This is a genomic window from Ruegeria sp. HKCCA0370 (assembly GCF_013033705.1).
In the GTDB taxonomy this organism is placed as follows: Bacteria; Pseudomonadota; Alphaproteobacteria; order Rhodobacterales; family Rhodobacteraceae; genus Ruegeria.
Genome location: NZ_WQEP01000003.1, coordinates 276,043 through 293,182, shown reverse-complemented (window position 1 = coordinate 293,182; position 17,140 = coordinate 276,043). Strand labels below are relative to the sequence as shown.

Below are 17,140 nucleotides of genomic sequence, written 5' to 3'. Positions count from 1 at the left end.
ACATGATCATCAATCATCCACTGCTTGGCCCGCGTGACGCGTCGGAATTCACCTATCTGGGCGACGCGAGCCTGATCAATCGACCCGACTGGCAATCCGAAACGGCCGCCGCCGAGTTTCACGACTATGTCTACCTGCGCGACAACCCGGCAGGAACCCACCGAGAGCTGTGGTTTCACGAGCAGGGCGACAGATCGTGGCTTGTTGTGACACGCGACACGCTGACCCATGAAATTCTGGCTACAGAACTGGCGCGGGATGTAGCCCGCAAGACGGGACGGGGAAAATGACCCAGAACAATCGTTTGCAGGGCGGTCTGATCGACCGGTCCAAAAAGCTGCGCTTTACCTTCGATGGCAAATCCTACGAAGGCTATCAGGGTGATACGCTGGCCTCGGCGCTGCTGGCCAATGACGTGCGGTTGGTTGGCCGTTCGTTCAAATACCACCGTCCACGCGGTGTGCTGGCCTCGGGCTCGGAAGAGCCCAACGCGCTGGTCGAGCTGCGTACGGGCAACCGGCAGGAGCCCAACACACGCGCGACCACGGTCGAACTGTTCGATGGGCTCGAGGCGACATCGCAGAACCGCTGGCCCTCACTCGCCTTCGATGCGCTGTCGATCAATGATCGGCTCTCGCCCTTTTTGACGGCGGGTTTCTATTACAAGACCTTCATGTGGCCCAAGGCGTTCTGGGAAAAGCTCTATGAACCGATGATCCGCAAGGCGGCCGGTCTGGGCAGCCTGACGCAGGAGGCCGACCCGGATATCTACGACAAGGGCTATTTGCATTGCGATGTCTTGGTTATCGGCGCCGGTCCTTCCGGCCTGATCGCGGCGTTGACGGCGGCGCGGTCTGGCGCGCGGGTCATTCTGGCGGACGAAGACAGCCGGATGGGTGGGCGTCTGTTGTCTGACTGTGATCGGTTCGAGGGCATATCGAATGCCGATTGGGTCGCGCTGACACTGGGAGAGCTGGCGTCGATGGACAATGTGCGCCTTCTGACGCGCACCACCGTGTTCGGCGCCTATGATCACGGCATTCACGGCGCGCTTGAGCGGGTCTCGGATCACCTTGCGGTGCCCGAGGCGGGGAAACCGCGCCAGATTCTGTGGCGCATCTACGCGAAGCACTCGGTGCTTTGTGCCGGCTCTACCGAACGTCCGATTGCTTTCGAAAACAACGACCGACCGGGCATAATGCTGGCGGGCGCGATGCGGGCCTATGCAAACCGCTGGGCTGCGACACCGGGCCAGCGCGTGGCGATCTTCACCAACAATGACGAAGGACACCGCGCCGCACAGGATTTGATCAAAGCCGGGATCAAAGTTGTTGCCGTGATCGACCCGCGCCACGATGCACCGCGCATTGCCGAATGTGAATTGCTGGCCGGGGCGCAGGTCACGAACGCGCAGGGCCGTTTGGGGCTGAAATCGATCACCGTGCAGATGGCCGATGGTCAGACCCGCCCCATCGAAGTAAGCGGTCTGGGCGTTTCGGGTGGGTGGAATCCGAATGTGCAATTGACATGCCATCAGCGCGGCCGGCCGCAATGGTTCGAACCGCTCGCAGCCTTCATCCCACCTGTCGAACTGCCCAAGGGTATGAGTGTCGCCGGTGCCGCCGCGGGCAACCTGACCAGCCACGGGGCGATCGCCTCGGGCACCAATGCGGCACTTGCGGCGCTTGACGGGCTGGGGATCAGGGCCTGCCCGGTCGACCTGCCGAAAGCCGAGGATGATGAAATCCGCATCACCCCGTTGTGGCATGTGCCCGGCAAAGGCCGCGCCTGGCTGGATTTCCAGAATGACGTGACCGTCAAGGATGTCAAACTGGCTGAACAGGAAGGCTTCCGCAGTGTTGAGCATCTGAAACGCTATACCACCCTTGGCATGGCGACGGATCAGGGCAAAACCGCGAATGTCGGCGCGCTGGCCGTGATGGCCGAGATCACCGGCAAGAGCATTCCCGAAACCGGCACGACCATCTTCCGGCCACCGTACACGCCCGTGGCGATGGGGGCCTGGGCCGGGCGCTCGGTCGGAAAAGAATTCAAACCTACGCGACTGACGCCCAGCCACCAATGGGCCCAAGAACAGGGCGCGGTATTCGTCGAGGTGGGCCCCTGGCTGCGTGCGCAATGGTTCCCCAAGGCTGGTGAGACCCATTGGCGCGAATCCGTGGATCGCGAGGTTCTGGCTGTACGCAGCGGTGTCGGCGTCTGCGACGTGACCACGCTGGGCAAAATCGACGTGCAGGGCGCGGATGCCGCGGAATTCCTCAACAAGATCTATTGCAACGGCTTCGCCAAACTGCCGGTGGGCAAAACCCGCTATGGCCTGATGCTGCGCGAAGACGGTATTGCCATGGATGACGGCACCGCCGCCCGCCTGGCCGAGGATCACTTTGTGGTCACCACCACAACCGCAAACGCGGTTGGTGTCTATCACCACATGGAGTTCGTGCGCCAATGCCTGTTTCCGGACATGGATGTGCAGATGATTTCGACCACCGACGCCTGGGCACAATATGCCATAGCGGGCCCGAAATCCCGCGAGTTGCTGCAAAAGGTCGTTGATGACGGCCATGACATCAGCAACGAAGGTTTTCCCTTTATGGCGTGTGGCGAGGTGACCATTGCCGGGGGGATCCCGGCGCGGCTTTTCCGCATCTCGTTCTCGGGCGAGTTGGCCTATGAGCTGGCTGTGCCTACCCGGTACGGTGACGCGCTGATCCGACATCTGATGGCGCTTGGAGAGCCCTTTGGCGTAACGCCGTATGGCACCGAAGCGCTTGGCGTTCTGCGGATTGAAAAGGGCCATGCCACCGGAAACGAACTGAACGGAACCACCAGCGCCCACAATCTGGCCATGGGGCGCATGGTCTCAGCCAAGAAAGACAGTATCGGTGCGACGCTCAGCGCACGCGAAGCACTGACCGATCCGGATGGCCTGGCTTTGGTCGGCATTCAGCCGGTCAACAACGCCGATACCGTGCTGGCCGGTGGCCATGTGTTCGACGAGGATGCGCCACACCTGCCGGAAAACGATCTGGGCTATGTCACATCGGCTGCCTATTCGCCGCACCTGTCCAGCTGCATCGGCCTGGCCTTTGTAAAACGCGGGGCGCAGCGATTGGGCGACACCGTGCAGATTGTCAGCCCGGTGGATGACACCAACATCAAAGCGACGCTTGTCAGCGCGCATTTCGTTGACCCCGAAGGAGAACGGCTCCGTGCGTGATTTTGTTACCAAGACCGCCATTGGCGGCAGTGAACCCAAACGGGACGTGGTCGGAACTCTGACCTTTCAGGAACGGGAGGATGTGGCGCTGGCATCCGTCTCGGCCCGGTTGGGACAGGAGGAAACCGTCAAAGCCAAACTTCAAACCGTTTGCGGAATCCCGGCGCCTGAGGCGGGGCGGTGGGAAAAGGGCGAAACCAGCAGCCTGCACTGGCTGGGCCCGGATCAGTACCTGTGCGAAGAAGCTTTTGCAGGCCCGTTGGACCTGGCCCGGCGTATGGAAACTGAGCTGGCCGGCATAGCGTCGGTGACCGATCAGTCGGACGCGTTTACACGCATCGACATGACCGGGCAGGGTGCAACAGGCTTGCTGCAACGACTGACCGTTCTGGATGTCGAACAGATGCAGGCCGGAGCCTTCAACCGCACCGCAATCCATCATGTGGGATGCCTGCTGCGCTGCAATGAAGCGGGAACGGATTTTTCGATCTACGCGCCACGCAGCTATGCGATTTCAGTTCACCACATGCTGATCGAGGTGGCCAGGGCCCTGTGAAGGACGGTGCCCGAAGGACAAAGCCGCGTGTCTGGCGCCGCGGCTTCGGTCCTTGCGCTCCTGAGTCGGTGGCAGACCGAATTCGCGCCGATAGTTGCTTGAAAACGAACTGGCGCTGTCATACCCGACCGAAAGCGCGATTTCCTGCAAAGGCTGGTCGGTATAAAGCAGTTTTTGCCGCGCCGCATCCAGTCGCAGCCTGCGATAGTACCCTCCGGGACTGATCCCGGTTTCCTTCTTGAAATGCCGTTCCAATTGCCGGATGGACATGCCAACGCGCTTCGAAACCTGCTCGATCGAGATCTTGTTTTCGATGTTGTTTGCAAACAACTCGATGGCCCGTCGAACCGGGCGCGGCAGGGCATTGCGGGTCTGATTTTTGCTGTAGCCCGGCAAAACCTGCAACGTATCCGCATCGCGCAACGTCGCGTATTGGAACCAGCAGGCGGTTTCGACGGCAACCGCATCGGACACCTCGTCCGAAATCACGCCCAGCATGAACTCAAACACCGCTGAAGTCCCGGCAAAGGACATTCGGTTGCGATCTATCGTATAGAGCGTGTCACACAGGTTCACCCTGTCGAATTGTTCCTTCAAAGCAGCGGTGTAACAGAAATGTGCGCTACAACTGTAACCATCGAAGAACTTTTCTTCCGCCAGCGCAAAAAGTGAGCCGCTGACCGAACCGATCCGCGCGCCACGGGACAATAGCCGTCGCAGCGCTCCGCCCGAAGCCTTGCGATCCTTCAACCGGGCTGATGCCCCGGCAAAGACCAGCACGACGTCGGTTTCTTCCACCTCGGACAATGCCTTGTCAGGGTTGATGCTGAGGCGTGAGCTGGACATAACCTGTTGTCCATCTTCCGAAACGACAGTCCAGCCAAGACCATCGCTGCGGCTGATCTCATTGGCCACGCGCAGCGGGTCGATGGCCATGGACAAGGCAGCAAGCGGGAAATCTTCGAGGCACAGAAAGGTAAAATGGGTCATGCTTTGTCTCTTTGCCAGCACGATACCCCAACTACACCGATTTCGTCAGAACACCAAACGATGGGCGCGGCCGCGCTCGTATAGTTTTCGGTTCAACTCATCCGCTTCGGGCGCGCCGTATTCCAGCGCGAACACAAACGCATGTGTAAGGTAAAAACAAGCAGCGTCGAGATCCTGGTTTTGCTCGGCCCGGTCGGCTGCCTCGTGGTACAGCCGGATCAGCGCAGGCACATCATTATCCGCATGAGCCTGCAACAGGTGCTTGTCGAGTTCTTGCAGATCCAAGGTTAGCCTCTTACCGGAAACGCGAAGTGTGTTGGTCTGTACGCAATCATACGCTTTCTACCTTATTGCGCCTGAATACTGATTTCCCAGCGCCGTCAACGATGCGGACCGGCCTGTGATGAACCCATCAGGCGCATCCGCATGCGTCTTTGCGCGATCGCGGAACATCGCCTGCATCTGCGATGTTCCTGATTGCAAATGATCGAGCAGGGCGCATCCGTGGCGCCGTCAGCCCATGATCCGGCCGGAAAGCCGCTTATGCCTCGGCACGGGCTTTTTCGATCTGAGTGGCCACCCAGTGGTGGAAACAATGCGTTGGGCCATCCATCGCGGGCGAGAAACGGCCACCGTCGAATTTGACGCCATGACGGCCTTTCTGCATGCCCTCGACCACGAACACATCCTCTTCGAAAACGGTTTTCCAAAGCTGCGCGTTCTTTGCGCGCAACGCTTCGTGCTCGGGTGCGTCTTCCGGTTTTTTGGCGTAGTACAGCTCGATCCTTTCGTTCGACCGTTCATGCGTGATCGGATCAATGATGAAGGCGAATCCGTGGTCGCGTTGAACACCCAGCAAGGTGTTCGGGTACACGACGATGTATTCCGCCCCTTCGTTCCACTTTTCGCTCAGATTCTGGAAGTCATCCAGCTTTTCGCCGTTCTGACCTTCGAACTGGCGATAGACGTAGGTGCCCTGACCCGAATACTTGCCCAGTTCATTGATGTTGTAGTGGTCTTCCAGACGCGAATAGCTGTTGAGACCCGGGTGAACCCAGGGCAGGTGATAGCTTTCGCAGAAATTCTCGACCGCCAGTTTCCAGTTCGACTCCAGCTCGAGCCGGACAGACGCGCCGGCACCGCCATGATGCATGGGCTGTTCAAAATCTTTCCAGCGTTCCATCAACTCGCGATGGACCTCTTCGAACTCCGGGGCGTTGCCATCCACATTTACGAAGACAACGTCGCGCCAGACATAGGAACGTATGCGGATCAGGCCCAGTTCAGCAAAGTCCAGATCTTCATGCGTGTTCTGTCCGGGGCCACCGACATGCGGCGCAGTGCGCAGCTCGCCATTCAGGCCGTAACACCAGCTGTGATAGGGGCAACGGATCGCGCCGCGGATTTTCTGCGGCTTGTCGACCAAAATCATTCCGCGATGGCGGCAGGTGTTCTGGAAAACGCCGATCTGCCCGTCACGGTCGCGCACCATCAGAAGCGGCACACCGAGGAAGTCGATCGGAAAGGCATCTCCCGCTTCGGGAATGTCTTTGCCAAAACCGATGCCCGACCAGTTCGCGAACAGGACCGCCTCCCGTTCCTCGGCGAAGACATCGGGATCGATATAATGCTCGTTCGGCAGGCCCTTGGCGGTGTTTACCGGGGTCAGAACAGACGAAAGCGCTGAATGCTTGTTCATCGGTTGCTCCTGAGTAATTCGGAATGTGTTGAACGTTACTCCCATTGGCCGGTCGAGCCGGCTTCATTCAATATCAAAAAACCTCATGGCCGATTGAGGCAGACTAAACCGAACCCCCGGACAATTCATCCAGCAACCAGTTTTTCAGCGCCAGGGCACCTTCTGTCAATTGGTCGTCCGGGCGACCGACGAGGTAAAAATTGTTCGGGGCAGGGAGGCTGAATTCTTCCAGCGCAACAAGTTTTCCTGATGTCAGCATGGGCTGGATCAAGCGTTTCCACCCCAATGCAAGCCCGGCCCCTTTCCGGGCCAACTGTAACGCCAACGCATAGCTGTTTACGCGCGACTGCACCGGTACAACTCCGGTATATCCGAGGTCGTGAAACCAAGACGGCCAAGTGGTCCAGGTGTTGTCCTGCGTTTCAAGGTGGATCAGGCGACGTTCGACCAGGTCTTCAAGGCTTGCCCCCTTCAGTTCCATGGCCATCTCGGGGCTACAGACCGGCGTCAGAGTATCACGGTACAGTTTAGTATGGTTCAGCTGCGAGTTCACGTCACGACCGTAACGGATGAAAAAGTCGATATCCGGTCTGTCCGAGAATGGCTTGTCTTGCGCCATCTGGTTCACTTTTACGTGCGGGTAGTCCTGCCAGAACCGGATGACCGACGGAGAAAGCCACAACGCTGCCACAGCGGTAGTGGACCCTACCGTCACCGGATTTTCTGAATCACCGCTGCGAATCTTTTCAAGCACCTTCGATATCTGCCGGAACGACGTACCGAGCACTTCAAACAGGTCCTGGCCATCCTCGGTCAGTTCCACGCCCCTGTGTTTTCTGACGAACAGTGCCGAACCCAGTTCACTTTCCAGCGCTTTTATCTGGTGGCTGACAGCGCCCGGCGTAACCGACAGTTCGCCGGCCGCTTCTTTGAAGCTGAGATGCCGCGCGGCGGCCTCGAAGGCCGACAAAGTCGTGAGTGGTGGAAGATTATAGTGGCGTCGTGACATGGGTGCTGCGTTGCTCAAAAGGTAGAGGTGAGTTACATTCATCCGAATGTGAGAAATTTTGCAATTGAAATCTATGTTTTTTCCTGCTGTTTGCGATCGGGTACAGAACCAAAGTCGACCGAGAACGAACAGGATGTGTGATGGATACACAAGTTGCCCGCCTCGTGCGCAAAACACGGCTGAGCTCGGACACGTCCGATTTTTGCTTTGAAATCGAAAACGGCCGCTTCACAAACCTTCAACCCGGCGCACATGTCGATATCCATCTGGCCGACGATCTGGTGCGGCAGTATTCACTGTGGAGTTGGAGTCAGGACGGCCGTGTAATCAATGTCGCCGTCAAACGCGAAGATGAAGGGCGTGGCGGCTCGGTGGCCATGCACGCGCTTCAAGAAGGGGCGATGGTCGAAATCGGCGGGCCGCGGAATCACTTCAAACTCGAAAACCACGATCGGCATGTCACGTTGATCGCAGGCGGCATCGGGGCGACTCCGCTGGTTGCAATGGCGCGGGAACTGATGAACCGCGGGCAGGATTTTCGGGTCTACTACCTTGTAAGATCGAAAGAATTTGCAGCGATGGACGCGCAGTTCAGGGCCCTTGGGCTGGATGAATGGTATCATTTGCATTGCGATGACACAGACGGCAGGTTTGATCTGGCATCGGTCATGCAATCGATGCCCGTCGGTGCGGATGTGTATACCTGCGGACCTGAACCGATGCTGAATGCTGTTCTGGAAGCAGGTGCATCCTTGCGTGGCGGGGCAATCCATTTTGAACGATTTGCACCCGCCTCTGACATCGACCACGACCCAAACGCGGAATTTCAGATCGAAATCCGGTCAACCGGCGCGGTCTACCCGGTTGGAAAGGAGGAAACCATTCTCGAAGTATTGCAAAGCAACGGCGTGCATGTCGATTTCGGCTGCTCTGAAGGGTTGTGCGGGTCATGCATTGTTGACGTAGTGTCAGGGCAGGTCGATCACCGCGACGGAATACTCACACCGCAAGAGCAGGAAAGCCACGAATTCCTGTGCACCTGCGTTTCGCGGGCCAAGTCCGATAAACTGGTCCTGAAGCTGTGAAGGACGCAGTGGTCACAACAAATCATGTCGCCGTAGTGTTCTCGCTAACATCGCAATCGAGTGAATTCGGTGGTCGCTTCATGTGATCGAAGTGTCGGATTCTCAAGTTGGAACATCTCACCCTTGCTATAGGTTTTTCGAAACTGGAAACCCAACAACCACTTTGGATGCTGCGACGATATTCAACCTCAGGCTGACTTACCACCAGGACCGGTGATGACAGCAGGCAGCAAGTAATCGGAGGAAATTTGCAGTAAGAGACGTAATGGGAGCACGCGTTATTACTGCAAGCCCAAGTTTGGGCTGAACACAACTCAGCATCGGTTTGTGCAACGTGCATGATTGTCCACGTCGTGCAACGCGATGTTTTCCAGCACTTTTTCAGAAGAACAAAAACGACACACTCGAGGAGGAACGCGCGATATGTCGATACCCGAACCTTTCACGGACGTTGAAATAGAAACGGCTGATTCCGGATTCTATGAAAACTACAGCGTCCCAATTGCCCTGATCAGCAAGGCCATCATGGTCGGGCTGGTCCTGTGGGCCCTGGTTTTCCCAGCGAATGCAAACAGCACATTGGGCAGCCTGAACAGCCAGTTGCTGGAGGTCTTCAACAGCTTCTACATCGTCATTGTCGGTTTTTTCTTCTTCTTCCTGGCCGTTGTTGCGATCATTCCGTCCACGGGTCGTCGGATCATGGGAACGCCGGGGGAAAAGCCCGAGTTTTCGAACTTCTCATGGTTTTCCATGATGTTCGGTGCCGGTCTTGGTGTGGGGCTCATGGTTTTCGCCACAGCAGAACCGCTGGGCCTTTGGGGATCTAACCCGGTTGTCGTTTCCGGCGCGGTCGAAGGTAACACACCTGAGGCATTGCAATCGGCTTACCGCTTCACTTTTCTACACTATGGCTTCCACGCCTGGGCGATCTACGTGGTGACCGGCCTGTCGTTGGCTTACTACGCTTACACACGCGACATGCCTTTGACGATCCGCTCGGCGCTGACTCCGCTGTTTGGCCGTTTCGTCAACGGCTTTTTCGGCCACGTGGTCGACGTTTTGGGCGTTGTCGCGACGATCCTCGGTGTGTCCGTAACCATCGGTTATGGCGTCAGCCAGTTCATCGACGGACTTTATGCGATCACCGGCATGCAGTGGATCATGGATTTGGGCGGCGAGGTGCCGACCCCCAGCAAGGTTGGTCTGATTTCAGGCTTGGTCGTCATCATGGGCCTGTCGATCATTTCGGCGGTATCCGGTGTTGGCCGGGGTGTTAAGTACCTGTCCAACCTGAATCTGGTGCTGTCGATCATCTTGCTGGGCACTTTCGTGGTCTTCGGCTCGTTTGTCTTTGCCATGACCACTTATGGTACTGCCATGGTCGATTATGTCCTGCACTTCCTGTCGCTCAGCTTCAACGCCTATGGCCCGCTGTCGGCCGAAGCATTCGCAGCGGCCCTGCCGGCCGAGGCGCAAGCACATGCCGCAGACCTGATGGGTGGGGCGACCAACGCCTGGGGCAGCTTCGACGGCTTCAAAAGCGGTCTGGAAGGTGCAGCAGCCGAGTTGGACGAAGCAACCTTGGCCGCGGCTTATGCTGCGGGTGAGCAAGGTCGTCAATTCGGCTGGCAGGCAGGCTGGACCACCTTCTACTGGGCATGGTGGATCGCATTCTCGCCCTTCGTGGGTCTGTTCCTGGCGCGCATCTCCAAGGGTCGTACCGTTCGCGAGTTCATCTTGGGCTGCGTGTTCGCACCTGCGCTGGTGTGTTTTGCCTGGATGACCGTTCTCGGCGGCACAGCGATCGATCTGGAACTGGCAGGCGCGGCAGAAGGTGCGATCATCGGTGCATCGAACACCAACAAGCTGTTCACCACACTGTCCTACATGATCGACGGTGGGCTATTGTCCATGCTGAACGTCATGTGCGTGATCCTGATCATGACCTTCCTGGTGACTTCGGCGGACTCGGGTATTCTGGTGATGAACACCATCATGTCGGGTGGTAGCCAGGAAACCGGTATCAAGCACCGCATCATCTGGGGTGTGATCCTGACGGCAGTGATCGGTGCGCTGATTCTGGCCGCGGGTGAAAACAACCCTATGGACGCGCTGCGCAATGCCATGATCATCGGTGCGCTTCCGTTCACCATGGTGATGGGCCTGATGTGCGTATCGCTGGCCAAGGCGCTGTTCCGCGACAGTCAGCGTGACAAGCACTCTGCCAGCAGCACGCAGGCAGCCGAGTAAGGCGTAGGCACAAGAAAAACCTGGTCAGGCCGCCCCATCTGGGCGGCCTGTTCTTTTTTGGCAAAGCGTCGCCTTTGACGTGAAAAACCCCAATATCACCCCGAGGCCAAAGCCGCACTGATCGGCGAACCAAATCTGCCCCCTGTCTACCGGCCGCATGCCCCGTACGTCCGCCGCCCTTGGCTGACGTGGTGACAGTTTGCACACCGGACCGGCGAGGGCCGCATCACCCGCCGGGGTCGATTTCCTTGCGGCTGCAACTTTGGATGAAAGGCCGCCTTAGGGCTATGGGCAGGGACTAGCGCTTACCCTGTACGGCATCGCTCAAGGTTTCGCCACCGATCTGGTCGTTTGCGCCTTGCGCAAAGCCGGGTGGGACAAGGTTCTGGTCAATATCGGAAAGTTTTATGCAAGCGGCCATCAGTGGATGCTGGGTGTCTCGGATCCAGTGTACGGACCTGTCGAAGTCACGCATTTGAAAGACCGCGCCATCGCTACGTCTGGTCCAGGCACCGGACGCTACGACGGCAGACGCGCTTTCAACGGCATTCTGTCATGCTTCCGAGGCAGAAATAGCCGCGACCCTTGCGCGGGCAACCGGCGAGTGCATCGCGATCTGTGTCCGCCCCAATGGAAAAGTGGTGACACTGCAAAGATAAAAAGCCCCGGATCACACCGGGACTTTTCGATTTTACCGACCAATTCTTTACAAGCAGTCTTCAACCGCGCGTTTGGTCATGACCGAAACAAGATGCGCCCGATACGCCTTGCTCCCATGCAGATCCGCAATCATGTTTGCCGGGTTTACACGCAGGTCCATAAGGGCATCAGGGCGAAACTCTTTGTTCAGCGCCTGTTCAGCCTCGGACCACCGGAAAACGCCATCCTCGCTCGCGCCGGTAACCGCGACGCGTACGCCGTCCGCAAAGCGAGCCAGGTAAACCCCGACAAGCGCAAAACGCGACGCTGGCTGAAGGAACTTCCGGTAGCTCGCGGCTTGCGGCACCGGGAAACGGACCGATGTGATGATTTCACCCTCATCCAGCGCCGTGGTGAACATTCCCTGGAAAAAGTCATCGGCGGCAATCTGGCGGGTATTGGTCACGATAGTCGCCCCTGATCCCAATACGCCTGCCGGATAGCAGGCCGCAGGGTCATTGTTGGCAACCGAGCCGCCAATCGTCCCGCGGTTGCGGACTGCCGGATCGCCAATCTGACCGGCCAGCGCTGCAAGCGCTGGATATGATCCCGCGGCCTCGCGGGCGACGACAGCGTGGGGCGTCGCGCCACCGATCGACACCGATCCGTCATCCTCGATGCAAACGCCTTGCATCTCGGGAATTCCGCTGACCGATACCAACTTGGACGGGGCCGCCAACCGTTGCTTCAATGTTGGGATCAGCGTCTGTCCGCCCCCCAACGCCTGCGCATCCTCGGCGGCCAGTGCAGCAACCGCATCAGCAATGGTCGAGGGTTTCTCAAACTCGAAACTGTACATTTCGTCTTTCCTTTCCGAAAGGCGCGGATCCGCCCTTCATCTGGCTGTAAATATCCCGGGGGTCGTTATTGGTTGCGTCATTGGTCCGAGAAACCAATGGCGACGGGCCGGCCCCCGGTCCGCTCTCTCCACTCAACCGTTAATCGCCGCCCAAACGCGCGACGGGCTGACCGGCATGTCGATGTGGTCCACCGCCTTGCCGCCCGAATTCAGCGCGTCAAGAACCGCGTTGACGACCGCAGGCGGCGACCCGATCGCACCGGCTTCGCCACAGCCCTTTACGCCCAAGGGATTGTGCGTACATGGCGTCTGGCTGGAATGATCTACGCCGTAGAATGGCACGTCATCCGCACGCGGCATCGCATAGTCCATGAAGGACGCGCTCAGCAGCTGGCCGTTTTCGTCATAGGCACAGTTCTCAAGCAGCGCCTGCCCGATGCCCTGACCGATACCGCCATGGACCTGACCATCCACGATCATTGGATTGATGATGTTGCCGAAATCATCCGCCGCAGTGAATTTCTCGATGCTGACCTGACCGGTTTCCGGATCGACCTCGACCTCGCAGGCATAGGCGCCTGCCGGGAAGGTAAAGTTGGCCGGATCATAGAAAGCGGTTTCCTCCAACCCGGGCTCCACTTCCAGCGGATAGTTGTGCGGGACATAGGCCGTCAGGGTCACATCGCCCCAGGCCACTGACTTATCAGTACCCGCGACGCTGAACTGACCGTCCTTGAGCTCGATATCGGCCTCGGACGCCTCCAGCAGATGCGCCGCGATCTTCTTGGCCTTGTCGATCACCTTTTCGGTCGCCTTGACCATGGCCGAGCCACAGACCGCCAGCGAACGCGAACCGTATGTGCCCATACCGAACGGGATTTTCGAGGTATCGCCATGCACGATCTCGACCATCGACTCGTCGATACCGATCATGTCGGCCACCACCTGCGGAAAGGCCGTCTCGTGTCCCTGTCCATGGCTGTGCGCGCCGACCATGACGCTGATGGAGCCTGTCGCATTAACCCGAACAGTTGCTGCATCATAGAGGCCCGCTCGGGCCCCGAGCATGCCGACAATGTTGGAAGGCGCGATGCCGCAGGCCTCGATATAGCAGTTGATGCCCAAACCCCGAAGCTTGCCGTTGGCTTCACTTTGCGCGCGCCGCGCTGCAAAACCTGCCAGATCGGCGGCGGCCTCAAGCTTGTCCATCGTTCCGTTGTAGTCCCCGGTGTCATAGGTCAGCGCCACCGGCGTGTCGTAGGGGAACTGCGTGATGAAGTTCTGTCGACGCAGGGCGATCGGATCGGCACCCAGTTCGCGCGCGGCTTTGTCGATCACACGTTCCAGCTGGTACGTCGCCTCGGGGCGGCCTGCGCCGCGATAGGCGTCCACCGGCACCGTATTGGTGAACATTGCCTTCACGTTCACCTGAATGACCGGCGTCTTGTAGTTGCCCGCCATCAGCGTGCCGTGCAGCCAGGTCGGGACCGAGCTGGAGAAGGTGGATAGATACGCGCCCAGATTGGCGTAAGTGTTGGTACGCAGGCCGACGAAATTGTTGTCGGCATCCAGCGCCAGCTCGATCTTGCTGACATGGTCGCGGCCCTGTGCATCCGACATGAACGCCTCGGACCGGCTGGCCGTCCACTTGACCGGGCGGTTGCAGGCCTTGGCGGCGAAGGTGCAGAATGCCTCTTCCGCATAGTGGAAAATCTTGGTGCCGAAACCGCCGCCCACATCCGGCGCCACGACGCGGACCTTGTGCTCGGGCAGGCCGAGCACAAAGGCGCACATCAGCAGCCGGATCACATGCGGGTTCTGCGACGTAGTATAGAGCGTGTATTCATCCGTGCCCCGGCTGTATTGCGCCACGGCCACGCGCGGTTCCATCGGGTTGGCAACCAGACGGTTGTTCACAAGCTCCAGCGTGGTGACATGCGCGGCGTTGGCAAACACCTCGTTCACCTTGGCATCGTCCGCCTCACCCAGCTGCCAGTCATAGCAGATGTTGTTCTTCAGATCGTCATGGACCAGCGTCGCGCCGTCCTGCGCGGCTGCCTTCATGTCGATCACCGCGGGCAGTTCCTCGATATCCACCTCGATGGCCTCAGCCGCGTCGCGGGCCTGCTCAAGGCTGTCGGCCACAACGGCCGCGATCGGGTCGCCCACATGACGCACTTTGCCCTGCGCCAGAATGGGGTGCGGCGGCTCTTGCATCGGCGCGCCGTGCTTGTCGGTGACTTCCCAGCCGCAGGGCATGCCGCCCACGCCTTCGAAATCCTTGCCGGTAAAAACCTTGATCACGCCCGGCATGCCTTCGGCCGCCGAAGTGTCCAGGGATTTGATTCGGCCATGCGCGATATCAGACCGCAGAAAATGCACATAGGCTTGTCCATGTACGTTGATGTCGTCGGTGTAATTGCCTGCTCCGGTCAGAAAGCGTACGTCTTCACGCCGCTTGGAACTGGCTCCGATGCCACTGTCTTTGGGCATTGCTTGTTCTCCTCCCATAAACGGATGCTGTTGCATCCCTTACTCATCCCACGGGCGTTAAGATCACGCCCGCAGCGGCATCATTCAGCAGCGATGCTGCCCACGTCCTGGCCGGATGCGGCCATGATCGCTTTGACGATGTTGTGGTACCCGGTACAGCGGCACAGGTTGCCTTCCAGATACTTCCGGATCTCCGCCTCTGACGGCCGCGGGTTCTCTCTCAGCAGAGCCGCCGCGCTCATCACCATGCCCGGAGTGCAGAACCCACACTGAAGCCCGTGGTGATCCTGAAACGCCTGCTGGATCACGTTCAACGAACCATCTGGCGATGCCTGACCTTCGATCGTGCCGACATCAGCCCCATCTGCTTCGGCAGCCAGCATGTTGCACGATTTCACCGCTTCGCCATTCACATGCACCACGCAAGCACCGCATTGCGCTGTGTCGCACCCCACATGCGTGCCCGTCAAAGACAGATGATCGCGCAGAAAACCGGACAGCAATGTCCGGCCCTCGACGTCTCCGCTTACGGCTTTGCCGTTCACGGTCATGGAAATTTTCATGACTTTCTCCTCCCTGAATTCCAAAGGATCAACCGCCTAACACGCGCTTGATCCAACCTTTCTTTTCTTCCCCGGCCTCGCCTTCTTCCGAGGTTTCGGGTTCGGGCGCATCCTGAGGTTCGACCGCATTCTGAAAGTTCTCAAAGAACTGGTCGGCCATTTTTCTGGCAACCCCATCGATCACGCGCCCCCCCAATTGAGCCAGCTTGCCACCGACGCGCGCATCGACCTTGTAGGTCAGCAGCGTACCTTCGGGGGCATCCGACAAGGTGACGTCGGCCGCACCCTTGGCAAATCCGGCGGCTCCTCCCTTACCTTCACCCGATAACTTCACGCTTTCAAGCTCCACGAGATCAGAAAGGGTCACAGAGCCTTTGAACGTCGCTTTGACCGGGCCTACTTTTTGCACGACGGTGGCCTCGAACCCGTCTTCGATCGAACCTGTCATCTCCTGACATCCCGGCACGCATTCCTTAAGAACTTCTGCCGACAAGAGCGAGGCCCAGACTTTGGATCGCGGCGCGGCGATAACGCGGCTGTCATTGAGTTCCATTTCACTTCTCCAAGTATATTTTTGTTACGCTACGCGCTGTTCGCAGCCTTGCCTATAAGACCTTGGGTGTAGTCACCGCAGCGCGGGCGGCGAATGTGTTTGGCCGTGACGTTTGAAGATTTCGGCGATGCGCCCTTCCTGCGACATCGCTGATTTGGAAACACCAGCATCATAGCTGTGTAACCGAAAATTGAAACGCGACTGATATTGGCTCAGGTCGCCAGCAGTTCTGATATCCTGGATGTCGGATAGTGCATTCACTGCGGTGGGCGACCAAGACGGAGTAGAAAACTTGGTCGTTCCTGACATGCTCGGGCATCGCCGGGCAGCCTGCAACCCGGACAAGAGAACGGCGAGCTGATCCGGTTCAGTTATAGAACATGTCACACGCTTCTGATCCTGATCCGGGGTGCGCGTTGTTATACGACCTTCCGCCAGTATGCGTGGTTTTCATTCGTTGCTAGGATTGGTTAGGCTGGAGACCATTTGAATGCAAAAGGCTATACCAGATGTTTGCTGAATCCGCCGCGCGCAATGATTTCGATAACGTTCTGATCGTTGATGACCATCCGTTGTTTTGCGACGCCTTGTCGATGACCCTGCAAAGTGTGGCTCAGATCCGGGAAGTCCATACGGCAGACCGACTGGAGGATGCCTTGGATCTGCTGGCAAGTGGGCTGAAGCCCGATGCGGTCATGCTGGATCTCAATTTGCCGGATGTGGACGGTCTGGAAGGTCTGATCCGCTTGAAGGCTTCCACGGACGCACCGGTGATCGTGGTGTCGTCGCTGACGGATAACCGCGTTGTCAGCCAGGTGATACAGGCCGGCGCATCAGGCTATGTCCCCAAGCACAGTCAGCGCGACGTGTTCCGCACTGCATTCGAGACAGTGCACGCCGGTGACGTTTTCGTGCCGGAGGGCTGTATTTTGATTGACACAGAGGAAGAGGACGAACACGGCGAAGCCGTAAAACGACTGGCGACACTGACAAATCAGCAGGCGCGCATCCTGCAACTGATCTGCGAAGGCAAACTGAACAAGCAAATCGCCTATGACTTGTCGATTGCGGAAACGACGGTCAAAGCGCACGTGACAGCAATAATGCGAAAACTGGGTGTTCAAAGCCGCACGCAGGCGGTTCTGATCGTCAAGAAAGCGTCCTTTGCCAGTGTCTTGCAAGACCAAGGCTAAGCGTCATACT

At 58.4% G+C, this 17,140-nt stretch carries 15 protein-coding genes and 1 pseudogene; 7 read left to right on the top strand and 9 right to left on the bottom strand.

Features of this window, described 5'->3' with window-relative positions:
- Positions 1-2 precede the first annotated feature (2 nt).
- Genes GOW31_RS09965 through GOW31_RS09955 form a run of 3 tightly spaced genes read left to right on the top strand, consistent with a single transcriptional unit; the run spans position 3 to position 3,797 of the window.
- Positions 3-290: a sarcosine oxidase subunit delta gene (locus GOW31_RS09965; RefSeq protein WP_171169723.1), complete on the top strand. Its 288-nt coding sequence runs from the start codon at positions 3-5 to the stop codon at positions 288-290.
- Positions 287-3,241, top strand: a complete 2,955-nt coding sequence (locus GOW31_RS09960; protein WP_171169721.1) for a sarcosine oxidase subunit alpha family protein — start codon at positions 287-289, stop codon at positions 3,239-3,241. The genes GOW31_RS09965 and GOW31_RS09960 overlap by 4 nt, the downstream gene beginning before the upstream one ends.
- Positions 3,234-3,797 carry a sarcosine oxidase subunit gamma gene (locus tag GOW31_RS09955; RefSeq protein WP_171169719.1) on the top strand — a complete coding sequence of 188 codons (564 nt, stop codon included), beginning with the start codon at positions 3,234-3,236 and terminating at the stop codon, positions 3,795-3,797. The genes GOW31_RS09960 and GOW31_RS09955 overlap by 8 nt, the downstream gene beginning before the upstream one ends.
- On the opposite strand, the gene GOW31_RS09950 is transcribed toward GOW31_RS09955, so the two are convergent.
- The 4 genes from GOW31_RS09950 to GOW31_RS09935 form a co-directional block, all read right to left on the bottom strand.
- The gene (locus tag GOW31_RS09950; protein WP_171169717.1) at positions 3,756-4,787 is read right to left on the bottom strand and encodes a GlxA family transcriptional regulator; all 1,032 of its coding nucleotides are present in this window, start codon (positions 4,785-4,787) and stop codon (positions 3,756-3,758) included. The genes GOW31_RS09955 and GOW31_RS09950 overlap by 42 nt on opposite strands.
- A gap of 45 nt (positions 4,788-4,832) precedes the next feature.
- Complete coding sequence (locus GOW31_RS09945) at positions 4,833-5,072, bottom strand: hypothetical protein (protein ID WP_171119331.1); 240 nt, start codon at positions 5,070-5,072, stop codon at positions 4,833-4,835.
- 256 nt (positions 5,073-5,328) lie between these two features.
- Positions 5,329-6,486, bottom strand: coding sequence for an aromatic ring-hydroxylating dioxygenase subunit alpha (locus GOW31_RS09940; RefSeq protein ID WP_171169716.1), 1,158 nt, complete (start codon positions 6,484-6,486; stop codon positions 5,329-5,331).
- A gap of 103 nt (positions 6,487-6,589) precedes the next feature.
- Positions 6,590-7,495 carry a LysR substrate-binding domain-containing protein gene (locus tag GOW31_RS09935; RefSeq protein WP_171119329.1) on the bottom strand — a complete coding sequence of 302 codons (906 nt, stop codon included), beginning with the start codon at positions 7,493-7,495 and terminating at the stop codon, positions 6,590-6,592.
- Between the two features lie 140 nt (positions 7,496-7,635).
- Here GOW31_RS09935 and GOW31_RS09930 point away from each other — a divergent pair, with 140 nt between their 5' ends.
- The 3 genes and pseudogenes from GOW31_RS09930 to GOW31_RS22265 all read left to right on the top strand — a co-directional run.
- Positions 7,636-8,580 (top strand): PDR/VanB family oxidoreductase, encoded by a 945-nt coding sequence (locus GOW31_RS09930; RefSeq protein ID WP_171169714.1) that lies wholly within the window; start codon positions 7,636-7,638, stop codon positions 8,578-8,580.
- 423 nt (positions 8,581-9,003) lie between these two features.
- Complete coding sequence (locus tag GOW31_RS09925; RefSeq protein ID WP_171169712.1) at positions 9,004-10,830, top strand: BCCT family transporter; 1,827 nt, start codon at positions 9,004-9,006, stop codon at positions 10,828-10,830.
- A 307-nt stretch (positions 10,831-11,137) separates the two neighbouring features.
- A pseudogene (locus GOW31_RS22265) lies at positions 11,138-11,347 on the top strand (FAD:protein FMN transferase); the annotation flags it as partial.
- 189 nt (positions 11,348-11,536) lie between these two features.
- On the opposite strand, the gene GOW31_RS09915 reads toward GOW31_RS22265, so the two are convergent.
- From GOW31_RS09915 to GOW31_RS09895, 5 genes are all read right to left on the bottom strand, one after another.
- Positions 11,537-12,328, bottom strand: coding sequence for a xanthine dehydrogenase family protein subunit M (locus tag GOW31_RS09915; protein WP_171169709.1), 792 nt, complete (start codon positions 12,326-12,328; stop codon positions 11,537-11,539).
- Between the two features lie 132 nt (positions 12,329-12,460).
- Positions 12,461-14,821: a xanthine dehydrogenase family protein molybdopterin-binding subunit gene (locus GOW31_RS09910; RefSeq protein WP_171169708.1), complete on the bottom strand. Its 2,361-nt coding sequence runs from the start codon at positions 14,819-14,821 to the stop codon at positions 12,461-12,463.
- Between the two features lie 80 nt (positions 14,822-14,901).
- Positions 14,902-15,384 (bottom strand): (2Fe-2S)-binding protein, encoded by a 483-nt coding sequence (locus tag GOW31_RS09905; RefSeq protein ID WP_171169706.1) that lies wholly within the window; start codon positions 15,382-15,384, stop codon positions 14,902-14,904.
- Between the two features lie 28 nt (positions 15,385-15,412).
- On the bottom strand, positions 15,413-15,937 hold the full coding sequence (locus GOW31_RS09900) for a CoxG family protein (RefSeq protein ID WP_171169703.1): 525 nt from the start codon (positions 15,935-15,937) through the stop codon (positions 15,413-15,415).
- Between the two features lie 72 nt (positions 15,938-16,009).
- Positions 16,010-16,246, bottom strand: a complete 237-nt coding sequence (locus GOW31_RS09895) for a hypothetical protein (RefSeq protein WP_171169701.1) — start codon at positions 16,244-16,246, stop codon at positions 16,010-16,012.
- A gap of 200 nt (positions 16,247-16,446) precedes the next feature.
- Here GOW31_RS09895 and GOW31_RS09890 point away from each other — a divergent pair, with 200 nt between their 5' ends.
- Complete coding sequence (locus GOW31_RS09890) at positions 16,447-17,130, top strand: response regulator transcription factor (protein ID WP_171169699.1); 684 nt, start codon at positions 16,447-16,449, stop codon at positions 17,128-17,130.
- Positions 17,131-17,140: the final 10 nt, after the last annotated feature.